25 protein-coding genes and 1 pseudogene are annotated in these 24,817 nt (G+C 69.4%); 6 read left to right on the top strand and 20 right to left on the bottom strand.

Features of this window, described 5'->3' with window-relative positions:
• Positions 1-21 precede the first annotated feature (21 nt).
• From BLR05_RS06695 to BLR05_RS06655, 10 genes are all read right to left on the bottom strand, one after another.
• Positions 22-1,071: a pirin family protein gene (locus BLR05_RS06695; RefSeq protein WP_092833025.1), complete on the bottom strand. Its 1,050-nt coding sequence runs from the start codon at positions 1,069-1,071 to the stop codon at positions 22-24.
• A 169-nt stretch (positions 1,072-1,240) separates the two neighbouring features.
• Entirely contained in the window at positions 1,241-2,869 is a 1,629-nt protein-coding gene (locus BLR05_RS06690) for a calcium transporter ChaC (RefSeq protein WP_244160057.1), read from the bottom strand.
• Positions 2,870-3,072: 203 nt separating this feature from the next.
• The gene (locus BLR05_RS06685) at positions 3,073-3,543 is read right to left on the bottom strand and encodes a GyrI-like domain-containing protein (RefSeq protein ID WP_092833024.1); all 471 of its coding nucleotides are present in this window, start codon (positions 3,541-3,543) and stop codon (positions 3,073-3,075) included.
• Positions 3,540-4,700 carry a mechanosensitive ion channel family protein gene (locus BLR05_RS06680; protein ID WP_092833023.1) on the bottom strand — a complete coding sequence of 387 codons (1,161 nt, stop codon included), beginning with the start codon at positions 4,698-4,700 and terminating at the stop codon, positions 3,540-3,542. The genes BLR05_RS06685 and BLR05_RS06680 overlap by 4 nt, the downstream gene beginning before the upstream one ends.
• Positions 4,701-4,877: 177 nt before the next feature.
• Positions 4,878-5,258 carry a hypothetical protein gene (locus BLR05_RS06675; RefSeq protein ID WP_092833022.1) on the bottom strand — a complete coding sequence of 127 codons (381 nt, stop codon included), beginning with the start codon at positions 5,256-5,258 and terminating at the stop codon, positions 4,878-4,880.
• A gap of 105 nt (positions 5,259-5,363) precedes the next feature.
• Positions 5,364-6,335, bottom strand: a complete 972-nt coding sequence (locus BLR05_RS27055) for a sulfatase-like hydrolase/transferase (protein ID WP_244160056.1) — start codon at positions 6,333-6,335, stop codon at positions 5,364-5,366.
• A 53-nt stretch (positions 6,336-6,388) separates the two neighbouring features.
• Positions 6,389-6,922 carry a hypothetical protein gene (locus tag BLR05_RS27050; protein ID WP_225979020.1) on the bottom strand — a complete coding sequence of 178 codons (534 nt, stop codon included), beginning with the start codon at positions 6,920-6,922 and terminating at the stop codon, positions 6,389-6,391.
• Positions 6,923-7,063: 141 nt separating this feature from the next.
• Positions 7,064-8,134: an SDR family oxidoreductase gene (locus tag BLR05_RS06665; protein ID WP_092833021.1), complete on the bottom strand. Its 1,071-nt coding sequence runs from the start codon at positions 8,132-8,134 to the stop codon at positions 7,064-7,066.
• Between the two features lie 117 nt (positions 8,135-8,251).
• Positions 8,252-9,511 (bottom strand): hypothetical protein, encoded by a 1,260-nt coding sequence (locus tag BLR05_RS06660; RefSeq protein WP_092833020.1) that lies wholly within the window; start codon positions 9,509-9,511, stop codon positions 8,252-8,254.
• A 274-nt stretch (positions 9,512-9,785) separates the two neighbouring features.
• A complete protein-coding gene (locus tag BLR05_RS06655; RefSeq protein ID WP_092833019.1) occupies positions 9,786-10,220 on the bottom strand; it encodes a VOC family protein in 435 nt (144 codons plus the stop codon).
• A gap of 89 nt (positions 10,221-10,309) precedes the next feature.
• Between BLR05_RS06655 and BLR05_RS06650 the strand changes: the two genes are divergently transcribed.
• Positions 10,310-10,960 carry a TetR/AcrR family transcriptional regulator gene (locus BLR05_RS06650; protein ID WP_092833113.1) on the top strand — a complete coding sequence of 217 codons (651 nt, stop codon included), beginning with the start codon at positions 10,310-10,312 and terminating at the stop codon, positions 10,958-10,960.
• 24 nt (positions 10,961-10,984) lie between these two features.
• On the opposite strand, the gene BLR05_RS25755 is transcribed toward BLR05_RS06650, so the two are convergent.
• The 6 genes from BLR05_RS25755 to BLR05_RS06625 form a co-directional block, all read right to left on the bottom strand.
• Positions 10,985-11,284, bottom strand: a complete 300-nt coding sequence (locus BLR05_RS25755; RefSeq protein ID WP_143015868.1) for a hypothetical protein — start codon at positions 11,282-11,284, stop codon at positions 10,985-10,987.
• Positions 11,281-12,141: a hypothetical protein gene (locus BLR05_RS06645; protein WP_092833018.1), complete on the bottom strand. Its 861-nt coding sequence runs from the start codon at positions 12,139-12,141 to the stop codon at positions 11,281-11,283. Before BLR05_RS06645 ends, BLR05_RS25755 begins: the two co-directional genes overlap by 4 nt.
• A 72-nt stretch (positions 12,142-12,213) precedes the next feature.
• Positions 12,214-12,834 (bottom strand): DUF1439 domain-containing protein, encoded by a 621-nt coding sequence (locus BLR05_RS06640; RefSeq protein WP_092833017.1) that lies wholly within the window; start codon positions 12,832-12,834, stop codon positions 12,214-12,216.
• A gap of 77 nt (positions 12,835-12,911) precedes the next feature.
• On the bottom strand, positions 12,912-13,766 hold the full coding sequence (locus tag BLR05_RS27045; RefSeq protein ID WP_092833016.1) for a DUF6216 family protein: 855 nt from the start codon (positions 13,764-13,766) through the stop codon (positions 12,912-12,914).
• 78 nt (positions 13,767-13,844) lie between these two features.
• Complete coding sequence (locus tag BLR05_RS06630) at positions 13,845-15,692, bottom strand: DEAD/DEAH box helicase (protein ID WP_092833015.1); 1,848 nt, start codon at positions 15,690-15,692, stop codon at positions 13,845-13,847.
• A 94-nt stretch (positions 15,693-15,786) separates the two neighbouring features.
• Complete coding sequence (locus BLR05_RS06625; RefSeq protein ID WP_092833014.1) at positions 15,787-16,392, bottom strand: class I SAM-dependent methyltransferase; 606 nt, start codon at positions 16,390-16,392, stop codon at positions 15,787-15,789.
• Between the two features lie 120 nt (positions 16,393-16,512).
• Between BLR05_RS06625 and BLR05_RS06620 the strand changes: the two genes are divergently transcribed.
• Positions 16,513-17,370 carry an alpha/beta fold hydrolase gene (locus BLR05_RS06620; protein ID WP_092833013.1) on the top strand — a complete coding sequence of 286 codons (858 nt, stop codon included), beginning with the start codon at positions 16,513-16,515 and terminating at the stop codon, positions 17,368-17,370.
• 33 nt (positions 17,371-17,403) lie between these two features.
• Here the strand turns inward: BLR05_RS06620 and BLR05_RS06615 are convergent, their stop codons facing one another.
• Entirely contained in the window at positions 17,404-17,787 is a 384-nt protein-coding gene (locus BLR05_RS06615) for a VOC family protein (protein WP_092833012.1), read from the bottom strand.
• 124 nt (positions 17,788-17,911) lie between these two features.
• The gene (locus BLR05_RS06610) at positions 17,912-18,421 is read right to left on the bottom strand and encodes an RDD family protein (protein WP_092833011.1); all 510 of its coding nucleotides are present in this window, start codon (positions 18,419-18,421) and stop codon (positions 17,912-17,914) included.
• 141 nt (positions 18,422-18,562) lie between these two features.
• Between BLR05_RS06610 and BLR05_RS06605 the strand changes: the two are divergent.
• Positions 18,563-18,907, top strand: a pseudogene (locus tag BLR05_RS06605) (helix-turn-helix domain-containing protein); the annotation flags it as partial.
• A 108-nt stretch (positions 18,908-19,015) separates the two neighbouring features.
• Positions 19,016-20,035: a GSU2403 family nucleotidyltransferase fold protein gene (locus BLR05_RS06600; protein ID WP_244160058.1), complete on the top strand. Its 1,020-nt coding sequence runs from the start codon at positions 19,016-19,018 to the stop codon at positions 20,033-20,035.
• An 82-nt stretch (positions 20,036-20,117) separates the two neighbouring features.
• On the opposite strand, the gene BLR05_RS06595 is transcribed toward BLR05_RS06600, so the two are convergent.
• Together BLR05_RS06595 and BLR05_RS06590 are read right to left on the bottom strand one after the other, a co-directional pair.
• Positions 20,118-20,345: a hypothetical protein gene (locus BLR05_RS06595; protein ID WP_092833010.1), complete on the bottom strand. Its 228-nt coding sequence runs from the start codon at positions 20,343-20,345 to the stop codon at positions 20,118-20,120.
• A complete protein-coding gene (locus tag BLR05_RS06590) occupies positions 20,342-23,290 on the bottom strand; it encodes a DNA topoisomerase III (protein ID WP_092833009.1) in 2,949 nt (982 codons plus the stop codon). Before BLR05_RS06590 ends, BLR05_RS06595 begins: the two co-directional genes overlap by 4 nt.
• A gap of 115 nt (positions 23,291-23,405) precedes the next feature.
• Between BLR05_RS06590 and BLR05_RS06585 the strand changes: the two genes are divergently transcribed.
• Together BLR05_RS06585 and BLR05_RS06580 are read left to right on the top strand one after the other, a co-directional pair.
• Positions 23,406-23,960, top strand: a complete 555-nt coding sequence (locus tag BLR05_RS06585) for an SET domain-containing protein (RefSeq protein WP_092833008.1) — start codon at positions 23,406-23,408, stop codon at positions 23,958-23,960.
• Positions 23,957-24,808 carry a biotin--[acetyl-CoA-carboxylase] ligase gene (locus tag BLR05_RS06580; protein WP_092833007.1) on the top strand — a complete coding sequence of 284 codons (852 nt, stop codon included), beginning with the start codon at positions 23,957-23,959 and terminating at the stop codon, positions 24,806-24,808. The genes BLR05_RS06585 and BLR05_RS06580 overlap by 4 nt, the downstream gene beginning before the upstream one ends.
• Positions 24,809-24,817 lie beyond the last annotated feature (9 nt).

The following is a 24,817-nucleotide window of genomic DNA, read 5'->3' as shown; positions in this document are numbered from 1 at the left end:
TGCCCGGTGCCCGCTGCGGGATCAGGACGCGATCGCCTCGGGAACTTCGTCGGCAGGCTCGCCGGGCCGCCGCGCGAAACGGCGCGCCTGCGGGCCGTGCACGGGCGCGCCGTCGCCCCAGGGCCAGCCGCCGAACTGCGTGCGGCGATAGTCCGCCAGCGCCTGGTGGATCTGCGCCTCGGTGTTCATCACGAAGGGGCCGTACTGCACCACGGGCTCGCCCAGGGGGCGGCCCTGCAGCAGCAGGAACTCTGCCGCCTGTTCAGTGCTGCCGTTGACCAGTTCCACCGCAGCGCCTGCGCGCAGCTCCAGCGCGGCATGGCCCACGGTCTCGCCGGCCACGCGCACGCCCTCGCCCGCGAAGTGGTAGAGCATGCGCCGCGTGCCCTTGCCCGCCGCGGCAGGCAGGGTGTAGCGTGCGCCGGGTTCGAGCCGCAGCGTCCAGATCGCCACGTCCGAGGCATCGCGCGCAGCCCAGGAATGCGGGGGCGGCGCGAGCGGCTCTGCATTCGCTCCGGGCACCCGCCCGGCGACCACGGTGATTTCGGTGCGGTGCCCGGCATCGTCGGTGGACACCAGGCGCGGGATGTCACCAGCCCAGAACATGGTGAAGTGCGGCGGCACCATCTTGTCCGCCGCCGGCAGGTTCAGCCAGATCTGGAACAGCTCGAGCGGGTTGGGCTGCTGCGCATCCAGCAGCGGGAACATTTCGGAATGCACGATGCCCTGGCCCGCGGTGAGCCACTGCACATCGCCCTGCCCGAAACGCGCGGACGCGCCCAGCGAGTCGGCATGGTCGATGAGGCCGGTGCGCACGATGGTCACGGTCTCGAAACCCCGGTGCGGGTGCGGAGGGAAGCCGGGCACCTCGTCGCCGTGGTACATGCTCCAGCCGTCCCTGCGCGAGAAATCCTGCCCGATCTGCCGGCCCGCGAGCGGCGCATCGGGCCCCAGGCGGCCATTGCCGCGCGGATAGGCATCGTCGTGGTGGGCGCAGAAAAGGAACGGGTCCAGCGTGGGCCAGAGCGGGCCCAGGGGTTGGCTGCCGAGCAGGGGCGATGGGGTGGACATGCGTGGATTCTCCAGAAAAAGCGGCGGCACCGGGCACCGATGCCCGGAACGCGCCTTTTCTCAGGAACACGTGGGGATGCCTGCGGCTGTCCCAAGGCCCGGAGTCTGCAACGCACCGGCGCACGGATGGAACGATCGCCCCCGCCCACGGGGGGTGCGCCGCAGGCTGTCAATGCAGGCTCCAGCGCTTTGCGGCGAAGGGGTCCTGCAGCGGAAGTTCCAGCCCGCCCGACACGCCATCGATACCGCGATGGAGGAAAACCGCCACCGCGATGCCCTCCGGCGTATCGAACGCCGCACACACCTCCGGATGCGCCAGGGCCTGCGGGTACCGCTGCACGTCGAAGGCCACGGCCTGCAGGCTGAACAGGCCCTGCATGCCGCTGCGGGCATCCGATTCGCTGTACAGCAGATGGCGGCCGTATCCCTGCTCGACCATGGCGGAGGCCGCATAGACCGCGGGGTCGAAGCCCTGACCCTTCAGCAACGCCGGCAGCTCATGGGCCAGGGCCGTGCGCAGGTCGCCGCCTTCCGAGCGGACCGCGCCGGCACCATCGCCCGACAGCCAGGCCGACAGGGCCGTATCCAGCGCCCGCTGGTGCTGCTGGTGCGCAGCGAGGGCGGCAGGGCTGCGCGGCCGGGCGTACACCGCCGGCAGCCGCGCTTCTGCCCGGCCGAGCCAGCCCTGGTGCCCGTGCCACGTGCCCCGCGGCACGGCGGCCCCCACCATGGCGTCCAGCGACAGGCTGCCGTCCGCGGAGCGGCTGGACGTGGCGATGCGATAGGCCTCGGCCAGCAACGGATCGGGCGCATCGCCCGACGCTTCGAGCCGCTGCATGCCGGCCCTCCAGTAGTCGGCGCTCGGCCCGCCGTAGCGCTTGCCGTCGCGCACGAACCCGCCTTCGCCCGCGATGAAGAAGGCCAGCCGCCCGGCGGTCAGCTCCGCCTCGTCGCCGAACGTGCGCCGCAGCGATTTGGCACCGTCGGGGTTGGTCTCGAACAACAGTGCATGCACCGTGCTGCCGTCCTGCAGGGTGACGGGCCGCACCGCCGGCTGGTACATCAGACTGGAGCGGGGCCGGCCCTGCGCATCCGGCGGCGCGCGCAGATCGGCCTCCGCGCCGATCTCGCGCATCAGCAGCACGGTGAGCAATTCCTCCGCCCGATCGAAGGGCAGCTTCAGGAGCGTGCCGGGCACCTGCGAACCGGGAGACGGCGCGATGGACGCCACGGCACCAGGGTGCTGCGGCCGGCCCCGGTATTCCGTGCTCGCCACGAAATCCATGCCGTAGTCGCCGATGCGCGCAGGGACGGTGTCACGGCCTTCCTGCACCTCGTCCTGGCTGGCCTTGCCCAGCTCCCGGTAGTTGTCGGTGCGCAGCGACCAGTGGCCGAACACGGGGATGAAATCGAGCCCTTCGGCCTCGATGTGGCGGCGCAGCGCATGCACCGCGGCCGCCAGCGTCTCCCGCTCCCGGGCATTCAGCCGCTGGCGCTGCGCAGGAGGCAGCATGGCGATGCGCTCCCAGGCCGCATCGGACAGGACCGGGCGCGCCCCGGTGGCTGCCGCACCGGCCGCACCCGTCACCGACGGCAGCACGGCGGCACGTGGCCGCAGCGCGCCGGATGCCCACAACGCGGTCGCCGGAGCAGACCACCGTGGCGCGCCGGACTCGGGCAGCTTGCCGGAGCGGCCGGAGGTTGCGGATGGGACGGACGACGACGGGCTCCCGGCGCCGGCCGGGACGGCCGTGGCACGGAGGGAAGGCGGCGGCGTGATGGATGGAGAAGAAACCATGATCGAGAAAGACATGAGGATGGAGGAAACTGTGCGATTCCCTTCCATGGACTCCCGATCACCGGCCGAAGCCGGGGCATGCAGTCCGAAGCCACGCACGTACCATGCGCTCCGGGATGTGGCTGAAAACTCGAAAAACGGATATGCGCACAGCCATCCGCCCACACCTCGCATAAGGATTCCGTCCTGCCCCCCAGCCGGTCTCAGTCCGCGAGCGGCTGGACCAGCTCCGTGCGCCAACCGCCCGGGTCGCCCCCGGTTTCCGGACCGGTGAGATAGCACTCCCACACATCCTCCATGGGACGTGCTCCCTGGGCCCCGATCCATCGGTGGAACGTCTCCCAGGCCTGCGGAAGGTCTTCATAGCGTCCCCGGTACTCGGTGCGCGCCGCGCGCATGGCGGGCCACTCCCCCGGCTGCAGGCCGCCATCCGGCCCGGGGCCGACGGGCTTGTCCACGGGCACGCCGAGGTGGAACTCGAAGGTGTCCGTGGGGCGCCGCAGGTGGTGGGTGAAAAGCGGCCCGGCGGGAGAGACGCCCTGCGCGGCGAGCGCGTCCATCAGCGCGCGCACGCTCCGGCCCATGACCTGCTGGATTTCCTCGCGCGCGCACGACACGGGCCAGAGCGCGGCCGGCCGGGCCTCCATCTGGACGATGCGGGGGGTTTCGATCATGGGGATACCTCCTGGGAAGAACCGCCGGCCTCCGGGACGTCGGCGCGCGCGGGGGGAACCATGTGCACCTGGCGCACGGGCACGCCGAACTGCACGCCCATCGTCTGCAGTTCGCGCAGGATCGCCAGATTGATGACCTGCTGCAGGTCCATGTAGGCGTTGTAGCCCGCGTCCAGCACGATGTACACCACCTCGTACTCGAGCGCATTGGCCCCGAAGCCCTTCAGGTGCGCGCGGTCGAAGCGCACCTTGTCCTGCGCCTCGACGATGCGCCGCACCGCCTGCGCGACAGCCTCGGCCTGCGGCGCGGTGGTCGCGTAGCTCACGGAGAAGGTGAAGACGATGCGCCGCTCCTGCAGGTAGCGGTAGTTGTTGATGGTCTGCTTGAGCAGGTCGGTGTTGGACATCACGATCTGCTCGCCGCCCAGGCTGCGGATGCGCGTGGTCTTCACGCCGATTTGCTGCACCGTGCCCGCCACGCTGCCCACCACGATGAAATCGCCCACCTCGAAGGGCTTGTCCACCGCGATGGCCAGCGAGGCGAAGAGATCGCCCAGCACGTTCTGCACGGCCAGTGCGATGGCGATGCCGCCGACGCCCAGGCTTGCCACGAAGGCCGTGATGTTGACCCCGAGATTGGCGAGCATCGCCAGCACGATGGTGGCCCACAGCAGGGTGCGCAGCCCCCAGGACATCAGCGTCCCCGAGGCGCTCACCTGGGTCGAGGGTGCTCCCAGGTGCCGCGCCTCGTAGCGCCGGATGGCGATGCCGATCGCGCGCGTTCCCCACAGCGCCATCTGCAGCGCCAGCGCGATGAACCAGAGCTGCCCCACGCGCGCCTGCCAGCGCGGCGCCAGGTCCAGCATGCCCACGCCGACCAGCAGCGCCACCAGCAGGATCAGCAGGTGGCTGGTGCCGCCCAGCACTTCGGCGGCCACGGCCGCCACGCTGCCCGCCCCCTCGCGCCCCTGCGCCGCACGCGCCTCGGCGAGCCGCCGACTGCGCCGCTGCGCCACGCCCAGCAGCAGTGTGATGCCCAGGTACACGCCCAGTGCCGATGCGACGGCCAGCGCGATGCTCGACAGCGAAAGGCCCCAGACGGTCTCGTCGCGAAGCCAGGACAGGAGAGAGGCGGTGGAGGGGGCGTCGTTCAGCATGCAGCTCCTTGCTCGATGGCCGCCCCGCCTCCCGCGATGGGGAGATGCCGGAGCGGCGTCGGTGGAAAAAACGAACGGAAAGAAAAGGAAAAGGAATGCAGCAGCAGCCAGGGCCGCCCCGCTCAGAAGGGCGCCGGCACCCGGAGGTCCGGCCATGCCGGCGCTGCCGCCAAGGGCTCAGACATCGGCCGCGATGGCCGGCTCGCCCTTGCCCAGGGCATCCAGGGTGACGTGGATCTGGGGAGCGTCGATGAGATCGGGCCGCTCCCCGCCCACGTCGGCGAGCGCGGTGAACTGGCCGTCGAGGAACAGAAAGGTGATCGCGCCCACGATGGCGGCCAGCGCATGCTCGGGCGATTCGAAACCGCCCGCGGCGATCTTCTCGTCGGCATCAAGCTGGTAGGCATAGCCGGCGCCGTCGCGGTCCAGGCGACCCAGGTCGATGAGCTTGTCCTTCACGTTGCTCGCATAAACGCGGCCGTTGGCCGCATAGAACTTGAAAGGCACGGCGGTGGGCGCGGCAGCGCGGACGCCGGCGGCAGGGGCGGAAGACTTCATGGCGTGTGTCCTGTGCTGGTGGTGCCGCGGCGCCGTGGGCGTTCGGGGAGGCAGCCGGAACCGGCATGCGGCGAGGCGGGCCGCGCAGCAGCGGCTGGGGCTATCCTAGGCACGCATCGCGCCGGCGGCTGTAGGAGGAGGCCCCACACGGCCACCCGACCCTTCCGGGCGATCGTCAATGCGCGGCCGGCCCGGGCCTTGCCTGCGCGCCACGTGCTTCCGCCAGGGCCGCCACTTCCGGCGGATACCACCGGTAGCCTCCGCTGAGCACGTCGCGGTCGGCCCGATAGCCCTTCCAGTCGATGCGCAGCAACTGCACCAGCGTATGGCCCGCCCAGTCCGCGCGCAGCGGGCGACGGTCCAGCCCCCTGCGCAGCCAGCGGCGCACGGGCCGTTGTGCCACACGATGGCGGGGATGCGGTAGCCCGCGGGCGTGGAGGGGCTGTGCCCGGCCCAGTTGGCGCCATGGCCCACCTCCTGCCCATGGTCGGAGAGGTACATGAAGGCCCGGTAGCCGCCCGGCGTGCCGCCTTCGCGGGTGCGCCGCAGGATGGTGGAGACGATGCCTTCGTGGTAGAGCACCGCGGCGTCGTATTTCTCGCGCCGGTCCCGCAGCCAGGCCGGCCGTCCCGCGCGTTCCAGCATCGCATCCACCGCATCCGGCCGGTCGTCGAAGGGGTTGGCGCCCTCCGGAAAGCACAGGTCGTAATGCGGGTGCGCGCCCATGAGGTGCAGCACGAGCAGCTTGCGCGGCGCGGGGTCGGCCAGCGCCTCCTCCAGGCAGTCGAGCACCTCGCTGTCGAGCGAGGCACCGGAGCGGCCGGGCGTGCGGTACCAGACTATGTAGCCGGCCGCGCGCGCGATGCCCAGCGCATGGTGGGGGTGTGCCGCATCGGGCTCGCCGAAGCGGAAGAAATTGCGTAGCGCGGGCAGCGTGGTCGCATCGGCCGACCAGGCCTGGCGGAAGGCCGTGAATGCCTCGCCCAGCACCGCCTGCTGCGCCTGCAGCCCCGGCGTGGTGGGCCGGCCATAGCCGTAGAGCGACATGTTGTCGCCCCACTGCGTCCAGAAAAGCACCGGATGCAGCCTCCGCCAGGGCTTGCTGGCATAGGCTGCGGCCCCCGACAGCATCACCGCGCCGCCCAGCCCCCACAGGCCGCACGGCGTGCACGCGACGGCGGCCGGGGCCGTTCCCGGGCCGATGGCTCGGGGCTGCGCAGCCCGCGCGACAGGCAGGCCGCCAGGACCGCCGCCACCGCCATCACGCCGGATGCCGCGAGCAGCGCGGCGCGCCAGTGCATGCGCAAGTATTCCGCACCCTCGCGGGCATTCGTGTTGGCTACCGCCCCCAGCACCATCGCGCTGTCCGGCGCGGCCTGGTAGGCGTCCAGCAGATAGGCGCGCGCCACGCCGTCAAGCGCGAACGCCATCGCCCAGGCCCACAGCAGCGCCGCCCGCAGGCGGTGCACCCAGGCGCGGCGCACTGGCCGGAACAGCCAGGCGAAAGGGGGCGCGGCCAGGGCCACGAACTGCGCCAAGCGCTTGCCATCGTGGTCCAGCACGATCAGGCCCAGGGCCGGCAGGCAAACCAATACCAGGGGGAGCCATGCGCTGCGCGGCAGCGCACGCCCACGGAGTACGAACCAGGAGAGCGAAAACACCATGGAAGGGAGGCCTGTCGCGGGCCCCGGCACTGCCGGGATCCACAAAAACGCGGCATTGTGCCGCGCCCGCAATGGCCCCTCGCCACGTTCGAGGTATTGATGAGCTGCCGCCGCACGGGAGCAGCCGGCGTGGTCATCGGGTCAGCGCCGCTGGCGCCCGGCCCACCAGCCGTAGGCGATGCCCGCCACGCCCAGGGCCGCCACCAGCCCCAGCGCGCCGGCGCGGCGCTTGCGGTGTCCACCTGCCACCGCCGTGCCCTGCGAGGGAGCGAAGAGGTTGCCGTCGCTTTCGGGCTCCGGCTGTGCGCGGGCGAGGCCCCAGTCGGACAGGCAGCGCATCCAGCGCGCCACGGTGTCCGGTGCCACCGCATGCGCCACCCGGCCGGGCAGCGCCCCGAGGCCCATCCAGGTCACGGAGCGGGGGCGCAGGGCCCTCGACAATCCCACCACGGTGTCGGCCACCCTGTGCGGATCGACCATCGGCAGCGGCGGCCGTATGCGCCGTCCCGTGTAGTTGGCGCCATGCGAGAGGCCGGGCGAATCGACGAAGGTCGGCGCCACATCGCAGATGTGCACGTGCGGCAGGTCGGACACCTCGGCGCGCAGGCTTTCGGACAGGCCGCGCAGACCGAACTTGCTGGCGGTGTAGGCCGCCGCGTAGGGCGCAGGCACCCAGCCGCCCAGGGAGATGAGGTTGATGAGCCGGCCCGCGCCGCGCTCCCGGAAATGCGGCAGCACCGCGTGCGCGCCGTGCAGGTGTCCCAGCAGGTTGGCCTCCAGCACCCGGCGGTGGGCCTCCACGGGCACCTCATCGAAGCGGCCGATCGCCCCCACGCCCACGCCGTTCACCCAGACGTCGATGCGCCCGAAATGCCGCAGGGCCTTCTGCGCGAGCACGCGCACCGCGGAGGCATCGGTGACGTCGGTGGGCACGCCGATGGCATGGCCGCCGGCCTTGCGGCAGGCCAGCGCCACGGGGGCCAGCGTATCGGGATTGCGCGATGCCAGCACCAGGCAGGCCCCGCGCCGCGCGAAGGCCAGTGCGGTGGCATGGCCGATGCCGCTGGAGGCGCCGGTGATGACCACCACCGGATGCTCTGGCACGTGGGCGGCGTCGGCCTCCCGGGCCTGCGTGTCCGCGTCGGCCGTCTCGGGATCGGAGGAAGAGGGATCTTCGCGCAGGGCGCGGTCGGGATCGTCGGAAAGGGGCATGGAGATATCCTGCAAAAGCGATGCCCGGCCCTTGTGGCCGGGCTCTTGCCCCGGTTGTAGGCCATGCGGCGGCACGGCCGCGTAGGACGATGCCGGACGCGCCTTCTGCGTTTCGTGTCAGTAGCCGTTGTCCAGCGCTTCCTGGGCGGCCCTGCGCGCGGCATCGTCGGCGGCCCTGCGCTCGGCGGCGGTGGTCGGGATGCCTTCCATCAGGCCCATGCCACCCATGCGGCGGATGGAGCGATCGGCATCGCGCACCGTGGCATCGAGCGCAGCGTAGTTCTCGAAACCGCGCAGCACGGCTTCCAGCTCCTGGCGCGCCGCGGGCGGCAACTGGTGCTGCTTGAGCGCTGTCCTGAGGGTCTCGGACTTTCCAGCCAGGTCCCTGACAGGGCCGAACTGCGCCTGCGCGCTGCGCAGGGCGGCGGCATTGCTTTGCAGGGCCTGGGCCTGGAGGCGCAGCTCGCCCGCATGGCGCAGGGAGCGCGGGTCCACCCGAGCGGGCGCACCGGGGAACCCCCGCAGCGCCTGCATCTGCCGGGCGCCGCCGCGGTCGGCTCCGCTCAGTATGTTGTTCATCAGGATGATGGGCTCGCGTTCATGCCTGAGCGCCTTGATGGCGTCATCGGCAGCATCGGCGGCGTCATAGTCGCCGTCATCTTCGGCCGTATCGCGCGCCATGGTCAGATCATTGATTTTTCTGGCCGAGACACTGAGCTGCTGCTGCAGCGCCTTCGCCGCGTCGGCCAGCTGGGCCGCATGCGACTGCTGCGCCCGGCCCGGACCGGCTGCGGGGACCGCATGCCGGTGCAAGGCCGCCTCGCCGTGTCGTTCAGGCCGCGCTCCGGACGCAGAGGGCCTGGCACGGGCCGACAGGGGCGTCGCTGCCGGCTCCGTCGCCATGGCCGCGACATGCTGCAGGCCGACCGGCGGCCGGGCGGCCGCCTCGTGCGGTACCTGCCCTGGCATGCGCTGCATGCGGGCCGGGGAAGTGCCGGCAGCCGATGGTTTCTGCGGCGGTGGCTGGAAATGCTGCGCCGCCATCGGATGGAGCGGCGTGCCGAAAGCGTGCGGAGCCGGCCGCATCGGAGGAGGCGTTGCGGCCTGCGGCCGGGGAGCCGCGCCGTATCGCATGGGCTGCGCATGGGCCTGCCCCTGGGGCGCGGCGTATCCCGCGCCGCCGGGGCGCGAGTTGTTGCGCGGCGCCATTGGCGCGGATTGCGGGCTGCCGTGGCGGGCACTGAGGCCTTCGGGCTGTGCATGCTGCTTGCCCGAGGAGGGAAGCTTGGCATAGCCGCGGGCCATTGCAGACAGCTGGCTGAACCCGCCCTGGACTTTCTGGGCACCCTGGTTGAACAGGCGTGTGACTGATTTCATTGTTGCGCTCCGGATGCGCGAGACACGGCGTGGCTGGCAATGCGCCAGCGCTCAGCGGTGGATCGCGGTGACATGCCTTCCAGCATGCGCCCGCCGCATCCCCGGGGCGTGGCACGCTCCGAAGCCATGCACTGCGGCGCGAAAGGCCGGATGCGGCACGGCGCCGTCAGGCCATCCAGACCAGCAGCCCCGCGGCCAGCGCCGCCATCTGGTCAAGGATGTCCACCAGGCTTCGGCGATGTGGCGGTGTCACACGACGCGAGCCGCCGGCGTATCAGGGCTGCGGAGCCACCACCATCCAGGGCACGCCGAAGCGGTCGGCCACCACGCCGAAGGCCGGCGAGAAAAATGCCGGCCCGAGCGGCATCTGCACCTGCCCTCCCTCGGCCAGGGCGGCAAAGACGCGCCGGGTATCGGCCGCATCGGCCGGCGTGAGCGCCAGCGAAATGCCCTCGAAGCGGGGCTGCCCGCCGCACATGCCGTCCGAAGCCATCAAGTGGGTTTCGCCGATGCGGAACTCGGCATGCATCACCTTGTCGGGCGACGGAGCGGGCGCGCCCGGCGCGCCGCCGCAGGTGCCTTCCTGGGGTGGAGCGGGGTTGTCCTGGAAGCGCATCAGCGCCGTGACCTCGGCGCCCAGCGCTTTCCGGTAGAAGGCCAGCGCCTCCTCGCAACGGCCGTTGAAGAACAGGTACGGTTGGGCTTTCATGGGGGCTCCTCGGCTGGGGGTCCATCAACATGTGAACACCGTCCACAAAGGTAGCAGAGACAATGGACACTGTCCACATCGCAAACGCCATGTCCGCTTCCGCTCCGCCATCCGCCATGCCCCCGCGTGCCACCTACCGCCACGGCGACCTGCGCCGCGCCCTGCTCGATGCCGGGCTGGAACTGGCGCGCCAGGGCGGGCCGGACGCGGTCGTGCTGCGCGAGGCCACCCGGCGCGCGGGCGTGGCGCCCAATGCGGCCTACCGCCATTTCGCGAGCCGGCAGCACCTGCTGGACGCCGTGCGCTCCGCCGCCGTGGCCGCCATGGCCGTGTTCATGGAGGAAGAGCTCGTCCGGGTGCCCGCGGACGCCCCGGCCACCGAGCGGGCCTACGGCAAGGTGCGCGCCGTCGGCCGGGGCTACCTGCGCTTCGCCCAGGCGGAGACCGGGCTGTTCCGCATGGCGTTCGGGCAACCCTTCACGGTGGAGAGCGAACCCGATCCCGACAAAGGCGGCGCCAGCGGGCTCAACCCTTTCGAGCACCTGGGCGCTGCTCTCGACGACCTCGTGGCCGCCGGCGCCCTGCCCGCCGAACGCCGGCCCGGCGCGGAATACCTCGCCTGGTCCACCGTGCACGGCATGGCTTTCCTCGCCATCGACGGCCCCCTGCGCAGCGCCCCCGAAGCGCTGCGCGAAATGCTGGCGCAGCGGCTGCTCGACATGGTGGAGCGGGGGCTGTAGGGGAGCGCCCGGGGGCGGTCGGGCTCAGGGGCGCCAGAACTCCCACCAGCGGCGGGCGGGTGGAGGTGCAGCAGCGGCTTCCTGATGAGGCGCGGGGTACCGGGCACGCAACTGCGACACTGCCTCGGCACAGGAAAGCTGCGCGAGCGCCTGCGCGGCCGGGTGGTGTGCCGCGCAGAAATAGGCCAGTCCTTCGGGATGCCCGAGGCCGGATGCCTCGGCGCCTGCGTAGTCGATGAACTGCACCCAGGTCCCTCGCGGACCGCCTCGGTCCGCCTCTTCGGCCCCCGAGGTGCCGCACACCGGACAGACTGCAGGGTTCATCGTCCGGGCTCCGAGGCGATCACGCCAAGCACAGGAATGACAAGCCGTGGTGCCTCGTGGCCCACCGACTTGACGAACATGTTTCGAATGAGTGCTGCCTGGATGGGCACGATCGAGGTGGCTGCGTATAGCCGGCACAACTCGTCGGGATGCGAAACCACGCCCTTCAACCCATTGCCTACCGTCCGATCCATGTATCGGATTTGTCCGTAGATCGTGCGGAATGCATAGATGGCATGGCCACCGATGAGCTTGCTGCCGTTCATCACATGGACGGAAAGCATAACCACACTGCCATCGAACGGCACCATGCGCTCTGCCTCCCGGAAGGAAGAGATGCTCCTCACCGCCCCGACCTGGGCGCCCAGGTGCCTCAGGTAGGACATGCCCGTAGCCAAATTGGGAATACGCCACAAAGCGTTCATATCCATGCCAAGCGCTCTGGCAACGTCCTCAACGCTCGCCAGCAACTTGCCGTTGAACTTTTGTCCAACCTGAGCGAACGCCTTCGCCGATGCGATCCAGAAGCAATTGGGACCGCCCGTATCAGCCACCACTCTCGCCATGGACAGCCCTTTGGCAGACTGGTAGAGGCTCGCGGCCTTGCCCACAGGAAACACCGCGACAAACCGCAGGGCGTCCTGTCCCGCCCCTCGGAGCGTCCCCTCTTTCATGCCGTCCCCGAGCCGCAGGATGTCCACGAATCCCGCACCGAAAGTCATCAGCGCTTTCGTCGACGCCGCGGTAATCATCGCTCCCTGGCTGTATTTGCTGGACTCCACCCACTGATCCAGGATCTGCTCGGATTCTTGGCGCTGCCCGTCGAACCAGTCTGCTATTTGCGTGAATTTCCACATGGATCTTCTTCCTCCCATTCAAAAATGACAGGATTCCAAGCGTACTTCACCGCATGCTGCCATGCCAGTTCATCAAGGCATTGGCTTCTGCACGAAATCCACGCGCAGACCACGCTCCGTCACCGTGATGGGCCCGGGCTGCATGCCCAGCCCGTCGGCCAGTGCCAGGTCCTGCGGACGCAGGGTGTGCAGCACCACCTCACCGAGCGATTGCGTGGCCAGCTGCTGCGAGTAGGCGTTCAGCATCTCGGACGCAGACGACCGGAGCCCATCGATGCGCAGCGAATTGACGTGGATCTGCTGCGCACGCAGCGTGCGGTCCGAGGGCTCGTAGCGCAGCCCGAAATCCACGTCGAGCGAGCCGGACGCATCGTGTGCGCCGTCAGACACCGCCAGCCCTGAAGCGACCACGGGCAGCACCGCGTTGATGCGGTTCTGGGCCGGCAGCAGGCGCAGCGCGGGCACCTGCACTTCCATATTCAGCAGCCCGCCGAGCCGGTAGCGGCGCGGCAGCTTTTCGGCCAGGGCGTCCTGGATCTGCGGCGTGGTGATGGTGTAGGAAGGCTGAGCCTGCGCGGGCGGCGTGATCAGCGCCGCGCCCAGGCCCACGGCACTGGATACCAGTGCGAATGCGCGGCAGAAAGCGCGCCGGGCGGGCTGCACGGGCTCGGTCTGGAAAGAGGAAATCGGCATGCGTGGATTTTCAGCGGCGCGATCGAAGATGGGACCGGTGAGGAAGTAACACTTGGTTGTGATCCATTCGGGCAGGCTCAGGGTGCACCGAAGTCAATCTCCAACTGCGCGGCAGGCAAGGCGGGGTCCGCACGGCGGCTCAGCAGCTTGCGGGCGCACACCACCCGCAGGGCCGCAACCGCCACGTAATAGGCGAACGAGAGGAATAATGCCGCCCACAGTGCCAGGTAACCCCACTGTTTCCTGATCGCTTTGTCCACGTACACGCCGAACTCAGGGTCCTTGAGAACCGAACACATGGTGGCGATGTCTCGCTCCGAGAATCCCAGGCGAGCGGCTTCTCCGGCTACCGGTTTCTCGCAATCATCGGGCCTCAGCCGCTGTGTAGAGAAGGGCGGCAAGGGCCAGACAGGCCGAAGCTCCGTTTCGCTGGCGAGAAAGCTCTGGTCCGTCTTTTTCACGGTGAGCAAAGCCGGCAGCGTCATGGCCCATATGGCCAGCAGCCCAGTGACCATGAGGGCCATCGCGCAGACGCCCACTGCACGCCCCACCCACTTCGGTGGAAGCCAGCGCTCCTTGACACGGCGTGCCTGGGGGTCGAAGTACGGGCCGCAGATGCGCAGCACCCCCAGGTCCACGTTCCTCACCCGGCACCACTCCATCAACGTGCGAGCTTCGGCCAACGTGGTCACCTGGACACCGGCGAACACATGGAATGCCGCCAAGTTGTTCTGTTCATCCACATAGGCACGGATGCCGGGGTCCGATATCTCTTCCTTGCCATGCACCAGCAGCCAGATGCGCCGGCGCAGCATGTGCCAGGACTCGGTGCGCAGAATCACCCAGAAAAAGATGGCACCGAGTCCGAGGGCGATGCCCAGCGGCACCAGCGTGGCGATATCCGAGACTTTGAGCGCGGCAATGCCGTCCATGGGAATCCTCCTCACCTTTCTTGTTTTTCGAGGTGTCGGCCCCCTCGCGCCTATCGCAACGCTGGTGCCGGCAACCCATCAAGCCGCCACCGCTACCCCATCCAACCGCTGCGCGAACGCCCCCTCCCCGCTCGCGGTGATCACCAGCCGGTGCGTGGCCCGCGTTGCCGCCACGTAGAACAGCCGGGCCTCCTCGCGCTCGTCCTCGCCGTCCGACGGCATGTGGCCTGCTCCCACCATCGCCACCACCGGGAATTCCAGTCCCTTGCTGGCGTGCATGGTCATCACCTTCACCGTGTCGTCCGCCGGATGGAAGCTGCCCGTGCCCTTGCGCACGTGGTGCGGCAGGCCCTTGTGGCGCAGGGCCGAGGCGCACTCCTCCATCTGCGCGTAGTGCCTGCACAGCACGGCCATGTCGCCCCAGGCGTGGCCTTCCTGGTGGGCGGCAGCCAGACGCTTGGCCACCTGGGCGGCCTCGGCGCGGAACGAGGGCAGGCGCACGACCACCGGCGCCTCGCCGTCGCGGCCGCAGCTCACGGGCTGCAGCAGGGGCACGCCGTCCTCGGTGCTGTCCTCGGGCACGAGCAGGTCGGCCGCGATCAGGTGGGCGGTCTGCAGGATCTGGCGCGTGTTGCGGTAGTTGATCTTCAGGATGGACGTACGGCCCTGCGCCTGGATGCCCACGCTGCGGAAGCTGAACTGTTTCTGCCGTGCGCGGGCATAGATGCTCTGCGCATCGTCATAGAGCACCAGCAGGCTGTTGGTGGCCGGGTCCACCATCCGCGAGACGAGCCGGAGCCATTCCGGCTCGAAATCATGCCCCTCGTCGATCAGCACGGCCGCGTACTGCCCGCTGGGGATGTGGCCCGTGTCCACGCCGCGCACCACGCGGTCCACCATGTCCGCGAAGAAGGCATCGCGCGGCAGCGACGGCGCCGGCAGGCCCTGCCCGTAGGCCACGAGCTGCGCGCGCGCCCACTTGTGGAAATGCAGGCAGTGCACCCGCTCGCCCAGCCCCTTGGCTTCCATGGTGCCGGCCAGCTTCACGGCCAGCGGCTCGTTGTAGCAGAGCACCAGCACCGGCTTGGCGCCATCGGGCAGCGCGCCGTGCAGCTTCGCGAGGTGCTCGGCACGGTAGCCCAGGATCATGGTCTTGCCCGAGCCGGCCACGCCGTGGATCACCCGGTGGCCCTCGCCCAGCGAGCGCGCCAATTGCTCCTGCTGCAGGTCCATCACGCGCAGCAGGTCCGGCACGTCGTCCACGCCGCCGTAGTGCGCGAACAGCCGGCCCTGCACGGGCACGCGCACTTCGGGGAACATGTGCCAGCGCACGCGGTCGATCTGCGGCAGCGGCATCGCTCCGCCGAAGGCATGCGGGAACATGCGCCAGAGCCGCTGCTGGAAGGCCTCGGGCTCCACGTCCTCCAGCATTTCGTCCTGGCAGACCACGTAGTCCGGCGCGATCGCCTCGTCCAGCCCCGCCGCCTCGAATTGCCGGCGCGTGATGCGCGTGAACACCACGCCGTGGCCCCAGGGGAAGGCCAGCTTGCCCTGGTGCGGCCCCGAAGGCTGCACCAGCTGCGGATCGCGCTCCAGCGCTCGCACCACCTCCAGCGCGCAATGGCGGGCCTGCTCCAGCGGGTTCTTGACGATCTTGGGAGCGCCGCCGTCCGGGGCGATCTCCCAGTACTGCCGCGTGGCCTTGCGCACCGTCTCCAGGTGCCAGTCCTTGGTTTCCAGGATCAGCACCCCGCGCCGCGGGTGCATGACCACGAAATCCGGATAGGTCTGCTTCGGCCCCACCGGCACGTCGTACCAGACCGAATAATCGCCGTCGAGCTTGCGCTCCAGCCGCTGGGCCAGCCGCCGTTCGCCCGCGGTCATGCGGGATGTGCAACTGCCGATGGCGGGAATGAGAGTCGCCACGGGAAGCCTCCTTCTCTCTGCTGATTTGTATCTATTTGAAATTTTATGCGATAAGTGATTTCTTTCTGCCTGATGGAAAGAACAGTACCCGCGTTTATTCGCCGGCGTATTCGAGTTCGAACAGAGGGATCTCCAGCGAACGCCGCAGCCACAGCCCTCCCCCGATGGCCCGAAAATGGCGCGACAGCCCCCGCCGGTAGGCCTCGGCGCGGTGGCGGAACAGCGCGGGATCCGTCAGCTCTTCATCGATGATGTCCTGTTCATAGTCCTCGCGCGTGACGGCCTCGATGTAGAGCGCCCCGCGGCACAGGCGCGCCAGGTTGTCGAGCGCGGCCTTCAGGTCCGGCGGGCTCAGGTAGGGCAGCACGCCCTGGCACACCACCAGGTCGGACGGCTCGCCCGCGGCATAGTCCACCACGGAGCCTTGCTGCCACCCGTAGCGCTCGCACAGGTAGGTGCTGAACTCCACGCCCTGGTAGCGCGCCTGCGGAAAATGGCGCGCCACGATGTCCTTCCACAGCCCGATGCCACAGCCCACGTCCAGCACGCGCTCCACCGGCACCCGCAGGTACTTGAGGTAGCTGCACACGAACTGGCCCAGGCGCTCCATGTGCTGCGGGTCCACCACGCTGGTCTTTTTGTCGAAATAGAAGCGCTGGTAGTAGGCCTCGTCGAACAGGGTGGCGCTGGCGGATTTCAAAGGCGGGTCCTTGCTGGGCTGGATGGGAAAGATTCGGCGGCAGGGAGTATCCCGTATCGCTCCCGCAGCCTGGCACCCCGGGGACGGCCGCACACCCCGGGCCGCCGCACAATGCCGGGCATGAGCGCCCCTCCGCCCGCCCTGCCTGCCGCCCTGCCGGAATCGACCGCGCACGATGCCTGGGTGGACTCGGCCCGGGGCCGGCTGTTCGCCCGCCGCTGGCAGCCTGCGCCGCACGATGCACTCCGCGCCATCGCGCCGGCCCCCGTCATCCTCTTCCACGACTCGCTGGGCTGCGTGGCGCTGTGGCGCGACTTTCCTGCGGCGCTGTGCCGGGCCACCGGCCGCGACGTGATCGCCTACGACCGGCCCGGCTTCGGCCGCGCCGACCCCTGCACGGGCGCGCTGCCGCCGGACTTCATCGCGGCCGAGGCGCGCACCAGCCTGCCGGCGCTGCGCTCGGAATTCGGCATCGGCCGCTACGTGGCGCTCGGCCACAGCGTGGGCGGGGCCATGGCCGCCCATTGCGCGGCGGACGGCAGCAACACGGGTGATTGCGTCGCCCTCGTCACCGTGGCTGCGCAGGCCTGCGTGGAAGAACGCACGCTGGCGGGCATCCGCGAGGCACGCGACCAGTTCCAGCGCAGCCCTGAGGCGCTGCAGCGGCTCGCCCGCCACCATGGCGGCGACGAGCACAAGGCGCGGTGGGTGCTGCATGCCTGGGTCGATACCTGGCTGGATCCCGGTTTCGCCGGCTGGTCGCAGGCCGGTGTGCTGGCGCGCGTGCACTGCCCCGTGCTCGCCCTGCATGGCGACCGGGACGAATACGGATCCCTCGAGCAGCCCGCGCGCATCGCCCACTGGGCGGCCGGGCCTGCGCGCGTGGAGATCCTGCCCGGCGCGGCGCATGTGCCGCACCGCGAGCGGCCTCATGAGTTCGTGGAGCGCGTCGCGCGCTTCCTGGCGGACCTGCCGTGAACCGCCCCGGCGCGCAGCGCCGGACCCGTCGGATCAGGCCTTGGGCGGCCGGTACATGGCGCAGAGCTTGTTGCCGTCCGGATCGCGCAGGTAGGCCAGGTACAGCGGGCCCGCCGGGCCTTCGCGGTATCCCGGCGGGTCTTCGCAGGTCGTGCCGCCGTTCGCCACGCCGGCCGCATGGAAAGCATCGGCCCGCTCCGGCGACTGCATCGCGAAGCCGATGGTGCTGCCGTTGCCGTGCGTGGCCGCCTCGCCGTTGATCGGCAGTGTGATGCCGAACAGCCCGCCGGGGCTGCGGTAGAAATAGCGATGCTTGTTGGCCATGCCGGGCGGAACGCCGATGGTGCCGAGCAGGGCGTCGTAGAAGCGCTTGGATTTCTCGAGGTCGGTGACGCCGACGATGACGTGGCTGAACATGCGATGTGTCTCCTGTGATGGCCTTGCCGGCCAGGCCGGTCCGCTGGCCGGACTGCTGGTCGGGACATGGATCGTAGCGGCAGCCATCGCGGCCGGGCGTCGCGCATGCGCGCCCAGGCCGCGCCTAGTACCGGCCCTTGACGAACAGCACCGACTCGGACTTGCGCTGCTTCGGCCGCACCACCACCGTGCCCGCCAGCTTGTCGTGCCAGCCCTGCTTGCGCCGGTCGAACGCCACCCACACGAAGCCCAGGCACAGCGGAATCGCCGACACGAAGTACGCCAGGTAGCGCCCCACCGCCTGCCCGGGCGTCATGGGCCGGCCGGTCTCCGCATCCACCACGCGGGCGCCGATGTTCATCTTGCCGGGCGTGGCCTGCCGCCAGAACCAGAACAGCAGCACCACCACCGCAGGCAGCACCCAGGAGATCAGGAAATCCGCCGGCCCCGCGACCAGCCGCTCCGTCTGCTTGAAATAGTCCCAGCCATAGACCGCCGCCAGCAGCGGCACGGTGACGACGAGCAGCAGCACCGTGTCGAGCAGCGTCGCGCCCAGGCGCGCCCAGAAGCCGACGTATTCGAGGTCGGAAGGATCGTCGCGGTCGTCCGGGGGAGCACTCGCGGGGAGGGTCATGGCATCGCTCGCTGGGTGGCTGGATGGAGGGGGCCCACGGTCGGGCCGGGGTCGGTGCCGGATTCTCGCCCAGGATCCTGGGCCACCGAAGGACGGCGCTTCGCCCATGCAGCGTCCGGTTCGTGTGGGTCGACCTGGAAGTCCTTGGCGGAGCGCGAGGAGATCGCGCTTCTGCGCGCACAAGAAGTCGGCGCACGAGAGATCGCCAGACGATTGGAGCGCAGCCCGTCAACCAGCTCGCGCGAATTGACCCGCAACGCTGCCACACGAGGCGGCAAGCTCGACTACCGGGCATCTGTCGCGCAGTGGAAGTCGGAGCTTCTAGCGAAGAGGCCCAAGCCAGCCAAGCGGGTCATCCACCAACGTTTGCGCGACTACGTCCAGAATCTCGAGGGCAAGATTCATGACGTCCAAGGTCGTTAAGTTGTCGGTCCGCTGCGTGCTCCATGTATCGGACGCAACAAACCCCACCGCGGGGACCGCAAGCGACAGACAGCGGTTGTAACGGGGCCCGCGCTGACCAAAGTAGACAGTGGACGCCTTCTACGGGCTGACACTGTACGGGCGCGCCAGCGATTTCATGGCAACACAAATTTGGCCGGAAAAAACCACTTAAGCTATTGTCAACATTATGATTTCGGTAAAAAATACAAAAACACCAAATATACCGAAATGCTTGAACTCAGCCCCGCCATCACCCGTCAGTACATCGACGCCGTTGCCGTGTTCGAGGCCCTGGCCGAAGCCACTGAAGAAGCGGCCCAGGTGCGCGGCGGGATGTACTGGCACGCGGGGCCAGCGTCTGCGCCGGAATCGAAATACCTGGTGCGCACCTCACCCGCTGGGGCCGAAACCAGCCTGGGCCCCCGTACCGCTGAGACTCAGGCCATCTACGACAAATTCATGCAAAGAAAGAAGGCCAGCGCCGAACGGCTCACCGGCCTGAAAGCCGCGCTGGAGCAGCAACAGCGTATGAACCGCGCCCTGCGGGTCGGCAGGGTGGACCCGCTGGTGGTGGCGCTGCTCAACCGCCTGGCCAGCACCCACCTCAGCGAACATTTTCGCGTGGTGGGCACCCACGCCCTCTACGCCTACGAGGCCGCAGCCGGGGTGCGGCTGGAGGCTGACGCGCTGGCCACACGTGACATTGACTTGCTGTGGGACACCCGCAAACGCATCACGTTCTCCACCCAGCTCGCACGGGTGGATAGCTCCATGCTGGGGGTGCTGAAAAAGGTAGACCCCACGTTTCGCATCAGGCAGGGCCAAAAGTACACCGCCGTCAACAAAGACGGTTTTGAGGTGGACATCATCCGCCGCGAACAAACGGACGATGACCCCCACCCCATCAAGCTCAGCGACGCGGATGAGGACTTTTGGGTAGCCCAGGCCCGCCGCGCCAGCATGCTGCTGGACTCACCGGGGTTCTCTGCCGTCATCGTCGCCACCAACGGAACCATGACCCGCATGAACACCGTGCACCCTGCCACGTTTGTAGCGTTCAAGCGGTGGATGGCCGGGCAACCCGACCGCGATCCGCTGAAGCGACGGCGGGATGTCCTGCAAGCCGATGCGGTGCAGGTGCTGTTGGAGCAGTATTTGCCGCCGGGTTAAATGCCGAATTGGCACATGCAATGAAAGGCCACCCATTTGACGGACCCCATGCCTGCACTGGCTTTTGGGTTGCGCGACTGTCTCAGCGCGAGGACCGCACGGCCCCCACACCGGTATCGATGGTGCCGAACACCGTCACACCGCTCTCGCCCGACTGGGCACCGGTGCCCGTGGCCGGGTCATTGGCGGGCCGGGAGGCCACCGTGTCGCACCCCGCCAGGGCCGCCGATGTCGCCAGCAGGGCGGCCACCACCCAGGCGCGCGTGGGGGCGGAGGCGTGGCGGGGGGTTGCGGTGTCGCTCGGGGTCATTCGCTGTCTCCTTGCAGGTGCTTGCCCAGGATGCCCGCCAGCTCGAACATGCCGGCCGATTCCTTGCCGAACACTTCGCGCAGCTTGGCGTCGGCCTTGATGGTGCGCTTGTCCTTGGGATCCTGCAGATTGTGGGCCTTGATGTATTCCCACATCTTCTTCACTGCTTCGGGCCGGCCGACCGGTTCCGGGCCGATCACCGCGGCCAGGGCGGCGCTCGGCGGCTTGCCGGCCGCGGTCTTGCGGGGGGCCTTGGCGACAGTGCTGGACTTCTTCGCGGCGGCCTTGGCAGCGGGTTTGGCGGCCTTCTTGGCAGCGGCCGCGGTGCCCGCCTTCGCTGCACCGGCAGCCGCGCCGGCCTTGCCGGCGAACTTGCGCGGCGGGAACTTGCTCTCGCGCGGCTCGAACTCGAAGTTCACCTTGCCGGCTTCCTTGTCCCACGCCAGGAAGGCCTTGAAGCTGCGGCGAGTGCGCATGCTCACGAACTTGTCGAGCAGGTCGGTCTTGCCGGTGGCGAGCAGCCTGGCCATCTGCTCGCGCTCCACGGGCTGCTGCAGGATGACCTTGCCGCTCTTGAAGGTGCAGCTGGGCGCGGGCTGGGCGGCGGTGGGCACGGCCTTGCTGCACACGTAGTTGCTGCCGTGCTCGTGCACGGGCGCGCCGCAGATGGGGCACGGGCCCAGCGGCTCGTCGGTGAACTCGACCAGTTCGCCCGATGCCTCGCCCGCGCGGTCGTCGCCGAAGTCGAATTCCAGCTTGAAGTTGCCGGCCTCCTCGTCGCGCACGATGGTGACCTCGGCCGTGAACGGCCAGCCGGCCTTGGAGCGGAAGCCCTCCAGCGGGCCGATGCGGCGCTCGCGCAGCAGGGCCTCGGCCTCGACGGGCTCGAAGGTGCGGCCCGCGGGCGACTTGGTGAACGAGAAGCCGCAGCCGTCGCCGCGCCCGTCGGCGCCCGTGCAGGCGTAGCGCCGGTAGTTTTCCTTGACCACGCCGCCGCAGTTGGGGCACGGGGTGGAGAGCGTGGCGTAGTTGCCGGGGATGGTGTCGCGGTCGTATTCCTTGGCCTTCTTCACCATGCGCTCGGTCATGGCGGCGATCTGCTGCATGAAGGCCTCGCGGCTGAGCTGGCCCTTCTCCATCTGGGCGAGCTTGTATTCCCACTCGCCGGTGAGTTCGGCGCGCGAGAGCTCTTCCACGCCCAGGCCGCGCAGCAGCGTCATGAGCTGGAAGGCCTTGGCCGTGGGGATGAGCTCGCGGCCCTCGCGCAGCATGTACTTCTCGGTGAGCAGGCCTTCGATGATGGCCGCGCGCGTGGCCGGGGTGCCCAGGCCCTTCTCCTGCATGGCCGAGCGCAGTTCTTCGTCTTCCACCTGCTTGCCGGCGCTTTCCATGGCGCCCAGCAGCGTGGCTTCGGAGTAGCGGGCCGGCGGCTTGGTCTTCAGGGCCTTGGCCTCGGCGTATTCGGTGTGCGTCATCTCGCCGGGCTTGACGGGCACCAGCGGCTGGCCCTTGTCGCCGGCCTTGCCGTCCTCGACCTCGCCCGCGGCTTCCTTGCCGTAGATGGCCAGCCAGCCGGGCTTGACCAGCACCTTGCCCTCGGTCTTGAACGAATGGCCCACCACCTGGCTGATGCGGGTGGTGACCATGTATTCGGCGCTCGGGAAGAACACGGCCATGAAGCGGCGCACCACCAGGTCGTAGAGCTTCTGCTCGGCCTCGGAGAGGCCGCTGGGCGCCTGCGTGGTCGGGATGATGGCGAAGTGATCGCTCACCTTGGCGTTGTCGAAGATGCGCTTGCTCGGGCGCACATAGTTCTCGTCCAGCGCCTGCCGGGCATAGGGCGCGAGGTGGCGCATGCCGCTGGTGGCGAGCATGCCGAAGGTGTCCTTCGCCACGGGCAGGTAGTCTTCCGGCAGGGCGCGGGAGTCGGTACGCGGGTAGGTCAGGGCCTTGTGGCGCTCGTACAGGCTCTGCGCCAGGGCCAGCGTGGTCTTGGCCGAGAAGCCGAACTTGCCGTTGGCCTCGCGCTGCAGGCTGGTCAGGTCGAACAGCAGGGGCGAGGCCTGGGTCGTGGGCTTGCTCTCCTCGGTGACCGAGGCGGCCTTGCCGCGCACGGCGTCGGCGATCTCGCGGGCACGCTCGAAGTTCCAGACGCGGTCGGCGCGCGCCTCGGGATCATCGGCGACCTTCTTCCACTGCGGGTCGAACCACTTGCCGAGGTATTCACCGGCCTCGGCATGGAAGCCGGCATGGACTTCCCAGTAGTCGCGGCTCACGAACTGGCGGATCTTCTCCTCACGCTCGACGACCAGCGAGAGCGTCGGGGTCTGCACGCGGCCCACGGTGGTGAGGAAGAAGCCCCCGTCGCGCGAGTTGAAGGCCGTCATGGCGCGCGTGCCGTTGATGCCCACGAGCCAGTCGGCCTCGGAGCGGCTGCGCGCCGCGCTGGCCAGCCCCTGCATCTGCTGGTCGGAGCGCAGGTTGCCGAAGCCGTCGCGGATGGCCTGCGGGGTCATGGACTGCAGCCAGAGGCGCTGCACGGGCTTGTTCAGGCCGCCCTTGGCGCCGCCCGCGTACTGCTCGATGAGCCGGAAGATCAGTTCGCCCTCGCGCCCCGCGTCGCAGGCGTTGACGAGTTCGGTCACGTCCTTGCGGCGGGCGAGCTTGACCACCGCGTTCAGGCGGCTCTTGGTCTTGTCCACCGGCTTCAGGTCGAAGTACGGCGGGATCACCGGCAGGTGGGCGAAGCTCCACTTGCCGCGCTTGACGTCGAATTCCTCGGGCGCCTGGATCTCGACCAGGTGGCCCACCGCGCTCGTGACGACGTAGCGGCCGTTCTCGAAGTGGTCCTCGTGCTTGTCGAACTTGCCGGCCACGGGGGTGAGCGCGCGCACGATGTCCTGCGCCACCGACGGTTTTTCTGCGATTACCAGGGTCTTGGTCATTTTCTGTGGGGTCGGCCCCGGAGGGCGCTTCTACAATTCCGGTCTTTCGCGCGTACATGCGCATGCACACGCGCGCCTGCGCATGTGTGCCTATTCAAATTAACAGAGTTTCGCCATGCCCCGAACCGCCACGCCCGCCGCCGACCCTTCCGCCGCCAGGGGCGGCCGCCGCATCCAGGTGCGGCGCTCGGGCGTGCATGGCAAGGGCGTGTTCGCGGTGCAGGATATCGCCGAAGGCGAAGTGCTCATCGAATACACGGGCGAGATCATCAGCTGGCAGGAAGCCCAGGACCGCCACCCGCACGATCCGCTGCAGCCGAACCATACCTTTTATTTCCACGTGGATGAAGACCGCGTCATCGATGCCAACCATGGCGGAAACGCATCGCGCTGGATCAACCACAGTTGCGCGCCCAACTGCTACGCCGACGAACGCGACGGCCGCATCTTCATCACTGCGCTGCGCAACATCCATGCGGGCGAGGAGCTGAACTACGACTACGGCCTGATCATCGACGAGCGCTACACCCCCAGGCTCAAGGCCGAGTACCCCTGCTTCTGCGGCAGCGCCAGCTGCCGCGGCACGCTGCTGGCGCCCAAGCGCGGCTGGGCGCCGCCGGGGCCCTCCGCGCCGCCGCCCCAGGCCGGCCGCAAGGGCGCACGCCGATGACCGGCACGGTGCAGCCGCTGCGCTGGCCCGCCGAGGCAGTGTGGGAGGCCGTGGCCCCGCTGCTGCCCGGCTTCACCGTCGAAGTGCTGCCAAGCATCGATTCCACCAACACCGAACTCATGCGGCGCGCGCGGGCAGGCCGCTGCGAACCCACGCTGCTCGTGGCCGAGGTGCAGACCGCCGGGCGCGGGCGGCTGGGCCGCGCTTGGCAGAACGCCGCGGGCGATTCGCTCATGTTCTCGCTGGGCCTGCCGCTGGCGCCGGCGGACTGGTCCGGGCTGTCGCTGGCCGTGGGGGTCTCCATCGCGGAAAGCCTGCAGCCGGTGCCCCGGGCCGGCCAGCCCCGCCTGGGCCTGAAGTGGCCCAACGACCTCTGGCTGGACGACGGCCGCAAGCTGGGAGGCATCCTGGTGGAAACTGCCAGCCTCGTGGGCGGTGCCGGCGCCTGGGGCGGCTCGCATCCGGACCGTACCGCGCGCTACGTGGTGGCCGGGGTGGGCATCAACGTGCGGCCTCCGCCGGCCGAGGGCCTGTCCACGCCGCCCGGCAGCCTGCAGGAGATCGACGCCCGGCTCGACGCCCCCGCGGCACTGCTGCGCACCGTGCCGCCGCTGGTCGCGATGCTGCAGTCGTTCGAGGCCCACGGCTTCGCGCCGGTGCAGCCGCGTTTCCTGGAGCGCGACGTGCTGCGCGACCGCGAAGTGGTCCTGAGCGACGGCGGCTCCGGCACCGCGCAGGGAGTGGCCAAGGACGGAGCGCTGCTGGTGCGCACGCCCCAGGGCCTGCAGGCCGTCACCAGCGCGGAAATCAGCGTCCGCCCGGCCGGGCAGGCACTGCCGCGGAACTGAAGGAGCCCT

The sequence above is a fragment of the Paracidovorax cattleyae genome, from assembly GCF_900104515.1.
In the GTDB taxonomy this organism is placed as follows: Bacteria; Pseudomonadota; Gammaproteobacteria; order Burkholderiales; family Burkholderiaceae_C; genus Paracidovorax; species Paracidovorax cattleyae.
This window is presented reverse-complemented; position numbering and strand designations above follow the sequence as displayed.